At 64.5% G+C, this 12,518-nt stretch carries 11 protein-coding genes; 4 read left to right on the forward strand and 7 right to left on the reverse strand.

The genetic code is table 11. From position 1 onward, the window contains the following. The first annotated feature begins 27 nt into the window (after positions 1 to 27). From mpl to B2S33_RS17815, 3 genes are read left to right on the forward strand one after another with little or no spacing between them, the layout of a single operon-like run. Complete coding sequence (gene mpl, locus B2S33_RS17805; protein WP_059183607.1) at positions 28 to 1,377, forward strand: UDP-N-acetylmuramate:L-alanyl-gamma-D-glutamyl-meso-diaminopimelate ligase; 1,350 nt, start codon at positions 28 to 30, stop codon at positions 1,375 to 1,377. Further along, positions 1,374 to 2,003 carry a flavin prenyltransferase UbiX gene (gene ubiX, locus B2S33_RS17810; RefSeq protein WP_027915152.1) on the forward strand — a complete coding sequence of 210 codons (630 nt, stop codon included), beginning with the start codon at positions 1,374 to 1,376 and terminating at the stop codon, positions 2,001 to 2,003. Before mpl ends, ubiX begins: the two co-directional genes overlap by 4 nt. Next, positions 2,000 to 2,287 (forward strand): YceK/YidQ family lipoprotein, encoded by a 288-nt coding sequence (locus B2S33_RS17815; protein WP_027915153.1) that lies wholly within the window; start codon positions 2,000 to 2,002, stop codon positions 2,285 to 2,287. Before ubiX ends, B2S33_RS17815 begins: the two co-directional genes overlap by 4 nt. 35 nt (positions 2,288 to 2,322) lie before the next feature. On the opposite strand, the gene B2S33_RS17820 is transcribed toward B2S33_RS17815, so the two are convergent. From B2S33_RS17820 to B2S33_RS17850, 7 genes are all read right to left on the reverse strand, one after another. After that, a complete protein-coding gene (locus B2S33_RS17820) occupies positions 2,323 to 2,967 on the reverse strand; it encodes an oxidoreductase (RefSeq protein WP_023534952.1) in 645 nt (214 codons plus the stop codon). A gap of 27 nt (positions 2,968 to 2,994) precedes the next feature. Then, on the reverse strand, positions 2,995 to 4,728 hold the full coding sequence (locus B2S33_RS17825) for a C13 family peptidase (protein WP_027915155.1): 1,734 nt from the start codon (positions 4,726 to 4,728) through the stop codon (positions 2,995 to 2,997). A gap of 186 nt (positions 4,729 to 4,914) precedes the next feature. Further along, positions 4,915 to 5,982, reverse strand: a complete 1,068-nt coding sequence (locus tag B2S33_RS17830; RefSeq protein WP_225806720.1) for a 2,3-butanediol dehydrogenase — start codon at positions 5,980 to 5,982, stop codon at positions 4,915 to 4,917. A gap of 49 nt (positions 5,983 to 6,031) precedes the next feature. Beyond that, positions 6,032 to 7,138 (reverse strand): acetoin dehydrogenase dihydrolipoyllysine-residue acetyltransferase subunit, encoded by a 1,107-nt coding sequence (locus B2S33_RS17835; RefSeq protein ID WP_128610111.1) that lies wholly within the window; start codon positions 7,136 to 7,138, stop codon positions 6,032 to 6,034. Further along, a complete protein-coding gene (locus B2S33_RS17840) occupies positions 7,135 to 8,157 on the reverse strand; it encodes an alpha-ketoacid dehydrogenase subunit beta (RefSeq protein WP_027915158.1) in 1,023 nt (340 codons plus the stop codon). Before B2S33_RS17840 ends, B2S33_RS17835 begins: the two co-directional genes overlap by 4 nt. A gap of 33 nt (positions 8,158 to 8,190) precedes the next feature. Further along, complete coding sequence (locus B2S33_RS17845) at positions 8,191 to 9,168, reverse strand: thiamine pyrophosphate-dependent dehydrogenase E1 component subunit alpha (RefSeq protein WP_023534974.1); 978 nt, start codon at positions 9,166 to 9,168, stop codon at positions 8,191 to 8,193. A 22-nt stretch (positions 9,169 to 9,190) separates the two neighbouring features. After that, positions 9,191 to 10,243, reverse strand: a complete 1,053-nt coding sequence (locus B2S33_RS17850; protein WP_288650749.1) for an NAD(+)/NADH kinase — start codon at positions 10,241 to 10,243, stop codon at positions 9,191 to 9,193. A gap of 282 nt (positions 10,244 to 10,525) precedes the next feature. Here B2S33_RS17850 and B2S33_RS17855 point away from each other — a divergent pair, with 282 nt between their 5' ends. Further along, positions 10,526 to 12,379: a sigma-54-dependent Fis family transcriptional regulator gene (locus B2S33_RS17855; protein WP_028687647.1), complete on the forward strand. Its 1,854-nt coding sequence runs from the start codon at positions 10,526 to 10,528 to the stop codon at positions 12,377 to 12,379. Positions 12,380 to 12,518: the final 139 nt, after the last annotated feature.

Genomic DNA, 12,518 nt, shown 5'->3' on the forward strand with positions numbered 1-12,518 from the left:
CTGCCTCGAAGTTTTGCGAGGTCGACCATGCACATTCACATTCTCGGTATTTGCGGCACTTTCATGGGCTCGCTGGCGGTGCTGGCCAAGGAACTTGGCCACCGCGTCACCGGATCGGACGCCAACGTCTATCCGCCGATGAGCACCCAGCTCCAAGCCCAGGGCATCGAGCTGACTCAGGGATATGACCCTGCCCAGCTGGAGCCGGCTCCCGATCTGGTCGTCATTGGCAACGCCATGTCCCGTGGCAACCCGGCGGTGGAGCATGTGCTCAACAAGGGCCTGCCTTATGTGTCGGGCCCGCAGTGGTTGGCCGACCATGTGCTGCAGGGCCGCTGGGTGTTGGCAGTCGCCGGTACCCACGGCAAAACCACCACCAGCAGCATGCTGGCCTGGGTGCTCGAGCATGCCGGCATGAGCCCTGGGTTCCTGATCGGTGGGGTGCCGCAGAATTTCTCCGTATCGGCGCGGCTGGGTGATACGCCGTTCTTCGTGGTCGAAGCGGACGAGTACGACAGCGCCTTCTTCGACAAGCGCTCGAAGTTCGTGCATTACCATCCGCGCACGGCAATCCTGAACAACCTGGAATTCGACCACGCCGACATTTTCCCTGACCTTGCTGCCATCGAGCGTCAATTCCATCACTTGGTGCGCACCATCCCCAGCGAAGGGCTGGTGATCCATCCCACGTCCGAACACGCGCTGGCCCGGGTCATCGAGATGGGCTGCTGGACGCCCGTGCAGACCACCGGTGACGGCGGTCAGTGGCAGGCACGCCTGCTCAGCCCGGACGGATCGCGTTTCGAGGTGCTGTTCGACGGGCACGTGCAAGGCGTGGTGGAGTGGGCCCTGACCGGTCAGCACAACGTGGCCAACGCCTTGGCGACCCTGGCGGCCGCTCGTCACGTTGGCGTGGCACCGGCGATGGGCATCGAGGGCCTCAGTGCGTTCAAGAGCGTCAAGCGGCGCATGGAAAAGGTCGCCGAAGTGCAAGGCGTGACCATCTTCGATGATTTCGCCCATCACCCCACGGCCATCGCCACCACCCTGGACGGCCTGCGCAAGCGCGTGGGTGATGCATCGGTGATCGCCGTCATCGAGCCGCGCTCCAATTCGATGAAACTGGGCGCGCACCGCGATGGCCTGCCTGAAAGCGTCAACGATGCTGACCAGGTGATCTGGTATGCCCCGGCCAACCTGGGTTGGGACCTGGCAGCCACGGCCGCGCAATGCAAAGTCCCCAGCGTAGTGGCCGACAGCCTCGAGGCGATCATCGAGCAGGTCAAGCGCCAGGCGCGACCCGGTACCCAGGTGGTGATCATGAGCAACGGCGGCTTTGGCGGCCTGCACGGCAAGCTGGCCGAGGCGCTCAAGTGAACGGGCCGCAACGCATTACCCTGGCGATGACCGGGGCGTCGGGTGCGCAGTACGGCCTGCGCCTGCTCGATTGCCTGGTGCGCGAAGATCGGGAGGTGCACTTTCTGATTTCCAAGGCGGCACAGCTGGTCATGGCGACCGAAACCGACGTCCTGCTGCCTGCCAAGCCGCAGGCGATGCAGGCGTTTCTGACCGAGTACACCGGGGCTGCCGACGGGCAAATTCGGGTGTACGGCAAGGAAGACTGGATGTCGCCCGTGGCCTCGGGTTCCGGCGCACCGGCGGCCATGGTGGTGGTGCCGTGCTCCACCGGCACGCTGTCGGCGATCGCCACCGGTGCGTGCAACAACCTGATCGAGCGGGCTGCCGATGTCACCCTCAAGGAGCGTCGGCAGTTGATCCTGGTGCCTCGTGAGGCGCCGTTTTCTACCATTCACCTCGAGAACATGCTCAAGCTGTCGCAGATGGGTGCGGTGATGCTACCGGCCTCGCCTGGCTTCTATCATCAGCCGCAGACCATCGACGATCTGGTCGACTTCGTGGTGGCGCGCATCCTCAACCTGCTGAACATCCCTCAGGACATGCTGCCGCGTTGGGGTGAACATCACTATGGGGTGGATGATTGAAAAGAGGGCTGGCCGGGACATTGGCTGTGTTGATGCTTGGTGGGTGCGCCACGGTACGCACCCTGGATGGCACCAAGCCAGGGGCGCCCGTGGTCTATGCAGGCACCCGGCTGGATTGGTATGCGATCAGCGGTGGCTGTTGCCCCCAGGCCCGCTTCGGCGTCGAGGCGCCTCGGTTCGCCTCCCTCGATCTGCCGGCGAGTTTTCTGCTCGATACCTTGTTACTGCCGTTGACCCTGCCAGCTGCCGCCGGCATCTACTATCACGGCAGCGGCGGCTTCTGAGTGCTGCACCTAGCCGCTTGCGAGCAGGCAGCGGCTCAGTTTTTCCCCAACTTGCGCAACTCGTCCGACTCCACGATCCGGATACCGTCCTCTTCCTCCAGCGCCAGGCGCCACAGCGCTCGCGCCAGGGTGCAGGCCTCTATGCCCCGGTACTTGCCAGGAATCAGTTTGGAAAAGGGAGCGGCCAGGGTTTCAGTGAGCCTTGGCTCGGTGCGTTCCCCGAGCAACAGCGACGGGCGGACGATGGTCAGCTGAGGCCAGTCCTGGGCTTTGAGGGCTTCTTCCATCTCACCTTTGACGCGGTTGTAGAAGATCGAGGAAGTCGGGTCGGCACCCACGGCACTGATTACCAGCAAGTGCCTGGCCCCCATCTCACGGGCCCGCTTGCTGAAGGCCACCACCATGTCCAGGTCCACGGCCTTGAATGCAGACTCCGAGCCTGCCTGCTTCAATGTCGTGCCCAGGCAGCAGTAGGCAATGTCCACGCGGCCCTCCAGCTGGGGTAAAAAGACAGCCGGATCGCCCACGGGGTTTTCCAAGTGTGGATGTTCTGCCAAAGGCCGGCGTGTAGGCGCCAGCACCCGGGTGATGGTGGGCTCGTTGAGCAGGCGGTCGAGCAGGTGCTCGCCAGTCAGGCCGGTCGCTCCGGCAAGCAAGACATGCTGAGGCGTCAAGTACATGATGTCTCTCCCTTGTTACACACAAGCTTAGTGGGTGCGCGGCGTTTTCGCCTGTGCCCCCACCGCGGCCTGTGTCGTATTGCGCAAGGCCTCTTCGGCTTGATGCCGGCGTAGGCGCTGCCAGTGCTCCAGTACGTTTGGCGGTGCCCACAGCTGCGGCTCGGACGCTTCGAAGCCTTCGTTTCGTTCACGTTCGGCAACGCGGGTGCGCGCCAGTTCAAACGCCTGTTTCAGATCGTCCGTCTGGTTCAGCGCCTGCGCGAAAAGGGCATCGCCAAAATAGGTGAAGTCGGCTTCTTCCGAGCAACCGAAGGAAACCCGGTCGGCTCGGGCTGCTGTCATCAGAAGTGTGCGCGAGTCCTTCAGGGCATCGATGTAACCACCGGAATAACACGCGGAAATGACGATGACCTTGTCACGATTTTTCAAGGGGGCCAGTGCATCGGCCAACTCGTCGGCGGAAATATCGGCCAGTTGCAGGCGTGGTTGATCGAGGACCAGTTGGTGGTCCTGACTGCCGTGGCTGGTGAGGTAGATAAACAGCAGGTCTTCCGGGCCGCTGCGCTCGGCCAGGGTGCTGGCTGCGCGGGTGATGCTCTGCCGCGTGGCCATGGGGCGCGTCGCCATGAAGTCGCGATGGTTGACCAGCGTCACCTGCCCTTTGGCACCAAAGCGTACCTTCAGCAGGTTGCTCACGTAATCGGCTTCGCGCAGAAAAACGCTCTGCTGCCCGTCGCCACCCACCACCAGGCTGTACAGCTCGACCGCCGGCTGGGACCGGGGCACGGCGGCCAAGGCTTCCTTCAGCAAGCGCCCTTGATTGAGCAGTGCCATGTCGAGCGGGTCCGGCAGCAAGGTGCCGTGTTCATCGCGGACCCGAACGCCATTGGCCCAGATACCGGCTTGTACCTTGCCGTCAGCCAGCGTCAGGCGCCCCTGCCCGTGGTAGGCATCATCGAGCATGTGGCCCACATATTGACTGCCATCTGCCAGTTGCAGGCTGCCCTGGCCCGACATGCGCCAGTCGAGGAAAGTGCCTTTGTAATGGCTGCCATCGCTGCCCAGCATTTCACCCTCGCCGCTGAGCGAACCGTCCTTGAACTGACCGATCCACACGTCGCCTTCGGCGTTTTCATAGCGCCCGCGGCCTTCGAGGCGGTTGTCCTTGAACTCGCCGATGTACTGCTCGCCTTCGACGCTGTCGTAGGTGCCAGTGCCTTGCAATTGGCCATCCACGAACCTGCCGCTGAACTGATTACCGCTGGCGTCGCTGCGCACGCCGGCGCCGTTGGGCTTGCCCTTGGCGAACAGGCCCCGGTAGCGACTGCCGTCGGCCAGCTCCAGTTCGCCTGCGCCGTCGTAGAGGTCGTCCTTGAACTGCCCGCGGTAGGTTTGCCCGGTCTGCTTGAGGGTGCCTTCGCCATCGCGCCTGCCATGGCGGAAGGTACCCGCATAGTGGCTACCCGGAGTGGTCAGGTCGCCAAGCCCTTCGAACAGGCCAGCGGCGAACTGGCCGCGGTAGACTTCGCCGTTCTGCCCATGCCATTCCCCCTGACCGTGCCACAAGCCGTCCTTGAAGCCGCCGGCATACCAGCTGCCATTGGGGTAATCGATACGTCCTTGGCCCTGCAGCAAGCCGTCGACCACCTGGCCACGGTAGCGGCCGCCGTCCGGCAGGCGTGCATCGGGTGGGCTCAGGGATTCGCCATCCCCACAGGCAGCGAGCAACAGGAGCAGGGTCAGGGGAAGCAGTGGACGCATGGCGAGGACCGGGCAGTGAGTGCGCCGATTATGACTCAGATCGGGCGCCTGAAACAGCGAGTGGTGCGGGCGGGGCGAGGGGGCTTTGCGCCACGTTTGCAAGCTGTGGGGGCCTTGGGTAGAAGCGGCCTTGCCGGGGCGCCGGACCGGCAAGGCCGCTCTAGAGGGAGCTTCGATACCGTGCGCTTAGCGACCCAATCCCGGCGACACAATGATCTTCACGTTTTCCTCCTTGTTGTTCACCAGTTCCTCGAACCCCAGCTCGACGATTTGCTCCAGCCCGATGCGGCCGGTCACCAGCGGGCGTATGTCCAGCCGACCATCGGCGATGAAGGCGATCACGTCGGCGAACTCGCCGTTGTAGGCCAGGGCGCCGATCACCTGCTTCTCGGTGGACACCAGTTCGAAGAAGTTGAATTCGCTCGGCTCTTCGAAAATCCCCACCATCACACACTTGCCGGCCTTGCGAAGGGTGTCGATGGCCAGCTTGGCCGTGTGCTTGTTGCCGATGCACTCGAAGCTCACGTCAGCCCCCAGCCCGGCGGTGAGCACGCGAACCTCGGCCAACACATCGCACTGGTTAGGGTCCAGGACCACGCTGGCGCCCACTTCCAATGCCTTGGCCTTGCGCGCCGAAGACATCTCCAAGGCGATCACCCGCGCCGCGCCTGCCGCCTTGGCGCACATGATGGTGCACAGCCCGATGGTACCGGCGCCCACCACCACCACGGTCTGGCCCAGCAGGCTGCCCGCTTTTTTCACCGCGTGCATGCCGACCGCCAGCGGTTCGATCAGCGCCCCTGCCTCCGCTGGAAAACCGGGCGGCAGCCGGTAGAGCAGATTGGCCGGCACATTGACCCGCTCGGCGAAGGCGCCATTGTTCATCAGCCCTGTGAACGCCAGTCGCTCACAGATGTTGTACATCCCATGGGTACAGTAATAACAGGTCCCGCAGTGCTGGCAGGCGTCCGCCGCCACCGGATCGCCCACCGCATAGCCCTCGACCCCTGCGCCGAGCTTGGCGATCCGGCCGCAGAACTCGTGGCCAAGGATGCACTGGCCCTGAATACCGGTAAGAGGATGTGGCGCGTCTACCGGGATGAAGACCGGCCCGGCCACGTATTCGTGCAGGTCCGAGCCGCAGATGCCGCACCAGTCCACCTGGATCTGCACCCACCCAGGTGCAGGATCGGCCGGCAGAGGTACCTGCTCGACGCGGATGTCGTTGCGCCCGTGCCAGACCGCCGCGCGCATGTGTGGGTTGCTCAAGTCGTTCATAGGAATCTCCAGAAGCCAGGAAGGGTCAATGGCTGCGCAGGAAAGCGAGCAGGTGCTGGTTGACCGCGTCGGCGGCCTCCATCTGCACCATGTGGCCAGCGTCCGGCATGACCACCACCTGGGCTTCCAGGCCCTGGGCGTGACTGGCCGGAATGATCGCGTCCTTGCCGCCCCAGATCACCAGGGCGGGGTGCTGGTCCAGGACGCCGCGCAGGTCGTGCCGTTGCCGATCGCCCTCGGCCAGGGCCGAGGCCAGCACCTGCAGCGCCTGGTCTACGCCCTCAAGACGCTTGAACTTGAGCATGTCTTCGAGCAGCTGCCGCGTGACCAAGGCCGGATCGGCGAACAGTTGCACCATCTGCGGCTTGAGGGCGTTGCGGCTACTTGCCGCGACGAACCCTTGCAGGTATTGCCCATTGATCGCCTCGCCCAGACCCGCGCTGGCGATCAGACCAAGGCTGGCCACCCGGTGCGGTGCCAGGCGCGCAAGGCCCAGGCAAACCGCGCCGCCCATGGAGTGGCCGACCAGGTGCGCCCGGGGAAGGTCCAGGTGATCGAGCAGGGCCAGCACCGTTTCGCTCAGTTCCTCCAGGTCACCGCGCTGCAAGGCTTTCGCCGACTCGCCATGGCCCGGCAAGTCGAGGGCGATCACGCGTCGCTCGGTGGCCAGGGCAGGGTGGTTGAACAACCAGTTGTTGAGGTCGCCGCCAAAGCCATGTACCAGCACCAAGGGCGTCCCGCCTTCGCCCAGTTCGAACCAACGCAACAAGCGACCCTTCACCTCGGCTTTCTGGGGCGCCGGGCCTTGGGCCTGGTCGGTACTACCTTCGGCCACGAACTCGGCCTGGAAGCGCTGTACCACAGCGTCGATGTCGGCGTCGTCGGCTTCGCCTTCAACCACCACGGCCAACAGCGCACCTACAGGCAGGGTCTCATCCGGCCTGGCCACCAGGCGGCGCAGCACGCCACTGAACGGCGCCTCGACGCTGCTGCTGATCTTGTCCGTCTCCACGTCCAGCACTTCGTCGCCCTTGGTGATGACGTCGCCTTCCTGTTTGAGCCAGGTGTCTACCCGGCCTTCGGTCATCGACAAGCCCCATTTGGGCATGGTCAGGGTATGGATCTGGCTCATGCGGCGCTCCTTGTAGCGTCGAGGACGGTGCGCACGGCTGCTTCGATTTTGGCAGCGTCGGGGATGTACAGGTCTTCCAGGGCGTCGGAAAACGGAACGGGCGTGTGCGGCGCCGTCACCATTTCGATGGGCCCTTTCAGCGCGCCGAATGCCTTCTGCGCAACCAGGGCGCTGATGTCCGTGGCCATCGAACAACGGGGGTTGGCCTCGTCGATCACCACCAGGCGCCCGGTCTTCTCGACACTCTCAAGGATGCTGTCTTCATCCAGTGGACTGGTGGTGCGCAGGTCCAGGACTTCGCAGTCGATGCCCTGGCGGGCCAGGTTGTTGGCGGCTTCCATGGCCACATGCACCATGCGGCCATACGTCACCAAGGTGACATCGCTGCCGTCGCGCAGGTAGTTGGCTTCGCCGAACGGCACCGTGTACACCTCTTCCGGTACGTCGCCCTGCATGCTGTACAGCAGCTTGTGCTCGCAGAAGATCACCGGGTCGTTGTCGCGGATGGCCTGGATCAGCAGGCCCTTGGCGTCATACGGTGAGGACGGGCACACCACCTTCAGGCCTGGGATATGCGTCCACAGCGAGGTGAGCATTTGCGAATGCTGGGCCGCGGCGCGCAGCCCGGCACCGTACATGGTGCGCATGACCAGCGGCGTCACGGCCTTACCGCCGAACATGTAGCGAAACTTGGCCGCCTGGTTGAGGATCTGGTCCAGGCAGCAGCCGGCGAAGTCGACGAACATCAGTTCGCAGACCGGGCGCAAGCCCTGGGTGGCCGCACCAACGGCAGCGCCTACGTAGCCGATCTCCGAGAGGGGCGCATCCAGCACGCGGCCTGGAAACTGGTGGTACAAGCCCTTGGTCACGCCCAGCACGCCACCCCAGGCATCGTCTTCGCCTGGCGCGCCTGCACCGCCGGCCACATCTTCGCCAATGATGAACACGGTATCGTCACGACGCATCTCCTGAGCCAGGGCTTCGTTGATGGCCTGCTGGTAACTGATCTTTCTTGCCATGGTGGTTCTCCTGTTGTTCTTGTTCTGAGCGGCTCAGGGATAGGCGACGTAGACGTCGGTGAGCAGGTCGGCAGGTTGTGGCTTGGGGTCGGACTTGGCGCGTTGCACGGCGTCCTCGATCAGGTCCTCGACGCGGGCGTCGATGCTGTCCAGCTGCCCTGCTTCGAGCAGCCCCGCGCGCACGGTCTTGTCGCGGAACTGCAGCAGGCAGTCACGGGTTTCGCGCAAGTTCTTCACCTCATCGGGCGCGCGGTAGGTTTGCGCATCGCCTTCGAAGTGACCGTAGTAGCGGCTGAGCTTGACCTCGATCAGCGACGGCCCCTGGCCGGAACGTGCGCGCTCGATGGCGGCACCAGCGGCTTCGTGAACCGCGAAGAAATCGAAACCGTCGATGGTGACCCCTGGCATGCCGAAGCCGGCGGCGCGGTCGGCTATGTGATCGCAGGCCACTGACCAGTTGGACGCCGTGGCTTCGGCATAACCATTGTTCTCGGCGACGAAGATGCACGGCAGGTTCATGATCGCGGCCATGTTCATGGCTTCGAACACCGCGCCTTCATTGGAGGCGCCATCTCCGAAGAAGACCACGGACACATCGTCGCGGCCCTTGAGCTTGGCTGCCAGCGCAGCGCCCACCACCAACGGTGCGCCGGCGCCGACGATACCGTTGGCGCCGAGCATGCCCTTGCCCAGGTCGGCAATGTGCATCGAGCCGCCCTTGCCGCCGCAGACCCCGGTCTTCTTGCCGTAGATCTCGGCCATCATGCCGTACACATCCACGCCCTTGGCGATGCAGTGGCCATGGCCGCGATGGTTGGAGGCGATGCAGTCGCTGTCGCGCAGGTGGGCCATCACCCCCGCCGCGCTGGCCTCTTCACCCGCGTAAAGGTGGACGAAGCCGGGTATTTCGCCTGTGGCGAACTCGACGTGCAGGCGTTCTTCGAAGGCACGAATGGTGCGCATCACTTCATAGGCATGCAGCAGTTGTGCGGAACTCGGTTGATTGGACATCTTGTTGTTCTCCGGGGTTGTCTCAACGGGTCGCGGGGTGCAGCGGGTGGCCCAGGGGTACAGCCAGCAGACGATGCTGGGCGGCATGCGTGAGCACCGCCTGCACGTCCACACTCAAAGGGCCCAGGTGATCGAGGGTGATGGTGGGGGTGTCATGGGCGCAGAATTCGATTTCCCGCTCGCCGTCCAGCGCCAAGGTGCCCTGGACGAGGACCGGGCGGTACGGCGCGTCAGGCGCCATGTAGCCCGAGGCAGTAATGCCGCAGGCTTGCAGCACGCCGGGTGTCACGGGGGCCAGCAGCGCCTGCCCGGCGTCTTCGCCCAGGCGCACCCAGGCCCCGTGAGGCGCTTGCCGCGAGACCGGGCTCCACAGGCCGCACAGTGCCGACAAGCCGATGGCGTGGGGCTCGGCAAAGCAGGCGAAGATTTCGCTCAGGTCCTCGCTGCGGCTCAGGGCCCGCGCACCGATGAAACGCTGAGGCGATACCGCGACCTCCACCAGCGCCCATTCGCTCAGTTGCTGTTGGGGCACCCTGACCAGCAAGCGTTTGTTGCGGCGCAGGCCGATGGAGGTTGGCACCTTGCCGCTGACCACCAGGCCGCCTGCAAGGCCCGCACTGGTGGCTTCGCGCAGCTCCGGGAAGGCGTTGTTGGTGCCGGTGGACAAGGTCAGCAAGGGTACGTCGCCAGCTTCTGCCGCGACGGCCTTGTGCGTACCGTCGCCCCCCAGCACAGCGATCATCGACACCCCCCGCGCCACCATGTTGCGCGTGGCAAGCCGTGTGTCGCTGACGGTCTGGGTCAGCGGCAGGTCGAGTATCTCGAGGGCAGGCCAGTGTTGATCGCGCGCCATCGGCCCGGCGCAGGCTTTGACCACGGCGGCGGCGATGCCAGTCATGTCGCTGGGCATCAGCACGTGGCCGACACCTGTTGCGCCGAATGCGGCGAGCAGGCGCGCGATGGCAGCGGCTTTGTCAGTGCTGGAGTACAAGCCGGCAGTGGCTGTCAGGCGACGCAGGTCTCGGCCTGAAGCAGGGTTGGCAATGATGCCGACCAGTGGGGCGGGTAGCGGCATGGCGCACCTCGTGTTCTTGTTTGCAAGGACAAGAGCAAGCGCGGTGCCAGCTTTGAATGAAATCCCGCAAAGGCCCGCCGCAGAGGCCTGGGATCGTCTTGCCTGCTGCCAGGCGGGTCGCCGTGCTGAGACGCCAGGTGCCGCTCTGGGCGTTGTGCGGCGAGACGCTGAGACGCTGCGTCTCAATCACACCTTTGATCACACCGTGCTTGTCCATGCCTGCGCGCAGGCGCTTAATGGCTGCACAACCACAAGAACAGCAACGAGAACCGGAGGGCCCGAATGCTTGCCGCGAACTCCCGCGCTCATGTCGACTGCGTCAGCAGGGTACTGAAGAACGCCGACCGTCTGCCCCAGGCGCCAGTACCGCCGTTGATCCTCGATTCCTGGCGTCGCTCCATGGAGCTGTACCGTCTCGATCCCGCCTCCGAGCAAGGGCCGCGTATCCTTTCCCAGGCCCTGCTCAACGAATGCCGAGAGCGCTCGGAGCTGTTCCTGCGCATTGCCGGGGATGCCGTGGCACGCTTGCACGAACAGGTGCGCGAGGCCGACTACTGCGTGCTGCTGACCGATGCCCAGGGCCGCACCATCGATTACCGGGTCGAGTCGGCCATTCGCACTGACTGCCGCAAGGCCGGCCTGTACCTGGGCACCTGCTGGTCGGAAGGAGAAGAGGGTACCTGCGGGGTGGCGGCGGTGCTGACCACCAAGGCACCGGTCACCGTGCACAAGCGCGATCACTTTCGCGCTGCCTTCATCGGCCTGACCTGTAGCGCGGCGCCTGTTTTCGACCCCTTTGGCGAGTTGCTGGGGGTGCTGGACGTCTCTGCGCTGCGCTCGCCCGACGACCGCCGCAGCCAGCACCTGATCCGGCAATTGGTCGAGCAGACCGCACGCGAAATCGAAAACGCCTTTTTCATGCACAGCGCCCAAGGCCACTGGGTGATGCGTGCCCACGGCACCCCAGGCTACGTGGAAAGCCAGCCTGACTATCTACTGGCCTGGGACGCCGACGGTCGCCTGCAGGCGATGAACAGCCTGACACGGCAACGCCTGATGCAGCGCCTGGGACGCTTGCCTGCTCACATTGGTGAGCTGTTCGACCAAGAGCAATTGCGACGGGTCAGCAACGCGTCTGCGCAACGTCTGCCAGGGTTGGGCGAGCTGTATGGCCGGGTCAGCGCCCCCCAGCGCAAGCAGCCGGTCGAGCCCTTGCTGCAAGGCTTGGACCGGCGCATCGAACAACACTTGCGCCTGGCCACACGGGTCAAGGACTGTAACCTAGCAGTACTGGTGCAGGGTGAGACGGGTACAGGCAAGGAAGTTTTTGCTCGCCAGGTGCACCAGCAAAGCAAGCGCGGCACCGGCCCGTTCGTCACGCTCAACTGCGCCGCCATCCCCGAGAACCTGATCGAGAGCGAGTTGTTTGGTTATGTCGCGGGCGCCTTTACCGGGGCTTCGAGCAAGGGTATGCAAGGGCTTGTACACCAGGCCGATGGCGGCACGCTGTTTCTGGACGAGATTGGCGACATGCCACTGAGCCTGCAGACCCGCCTGTTGCGGGTACTGGCAGAAGGTGAGGTAGCCCCCTTGGGGGCTGCGCGGCGCCAGCGCGTGGACATTCAGGTGATCTGCGCCACGCACCGCGACCTCGCGGCGAGGGTGGAGCAGGGACAGTTTCGTGAGGACTTGTATTTTCGCCTGGCCAACGCCCGCTTCGCGTTGCCGGCGCTGCGCGAGCGCGAAGACCGGCTGGGGCTCATTCACCAGTTGCTGGCCGAAGAGGCCGACGCGTGTGGCGTGAGCGTGGCGCTAGCCGACGATGCCTTGCAGGCGTTGCTGGAGTACCGCTGGCCGGGGAACCTGCGCCAGTTGCGGCAGGTGTTGCGTTATGCGTGCGCTGTGAACGAGGGTGGGCAGCTGCGCCTGCTTGACCTGCCTGAGGAAGTTCGTGGGCAGGAGGTTGGCCGAGTCACGAGCGAAGCGTCCTGCCCGGCGCGGCAGCGGTTGTTGGATGCGTTGATCCGGCATCGTTGGAAGCCCGCCGAGGCTGCCCAGGCGTTGGGCATTTCGCGTGCGACATTGTATCGGCGCGTGCACGAGCATCGCATCGAGATGCCTCGTATGAAAGGGTAGCGTCGTGGCGGCATCTTTTTGCTGTTGTTGCTGACCGCGCAATCGTTCAGGCGCCGCAGCTTGCCGCTTCAGAGCCGTGCCCTACGCACAGGCTGCGTTCGGCCTGCTGAAGTCGCGAAGATCAACAGCACAATACACA

The sequence above is a fragment of the Pseudomonas sp. UBA5568 genome, assembly GCF_002425525.1.
In the GTDB taxonomy this organism is placed as follows: domain Bacteria; phylum Pseudomonadota; class Gammaproteobacteria; order Pseudomonadales; family Pseudomonadaceae; genus Aquipseudomonas; species Aquipseudomonas fulva.

Coding starts and splice junctions, on each gene's coding strand:
- B2S33_RS17830 (WP_225806720.1), bottom strand. CDS start 5,982: ATGCGCGCGGCGGTCTGGCACGGGCGCAACGACATCCGCGTCGAGCAG.
- B2S33_RS17850 (WP_288650749.1), bottom strand. CDS start 10,243: ATGCCGCTACCCGCCCCACTGGTCGGCATCATTGCCAACCCTGCTTCA.
- B2S33_RS17840 (WP_027915158.1), bottom strand. CDS start 8,157: ATGGCAAGAAAGATCAGTTACCAGCAGGCCATCAACGAAGCCCTGGCT.
- B2S33_RS17820 (WP_023534952.1), bottom strand. CDS start 2,967: ATGTACTTGACGCCTCAGCATGTCTTGCTTGCCGGAGCGACCGGCCTG.
- B2S33_RS17835 (WP_128610111.1), bottom strand. CDS start 7,138: ATGAGCCAGATCCATACCCTGACCATGCCCAAATGGGGCTTGTCGATG.
- mpl (WP_059183607.1), top strand. CDS start 28: ATGCACATTCACATTCTCGGTATTTGCGGCACTTTCATGGGCTCGCTG.
- B2S33_RS17855 (WP_028687647.1), top strand. CDS start 10,526: ATGCTTGCCGCGAACTCCCGCGCTCATGTCGACTGCGTCAGCAGGGTA.
- B2S33_RS17845 (WP_023534974.1), bottom strand. CDS start 9,168: ATGTCCAATCAACCGAGTTCCGCACAACTGCTGCATGCCTATGAAGTG.
- B2S33_RS17825 (WP_027915155.1), bottom strand. CDS start 4,728: ATGCGTCCACTGCTTCCCCTGACCCTGCTCCTGTTGCTCGCTGCCTGT.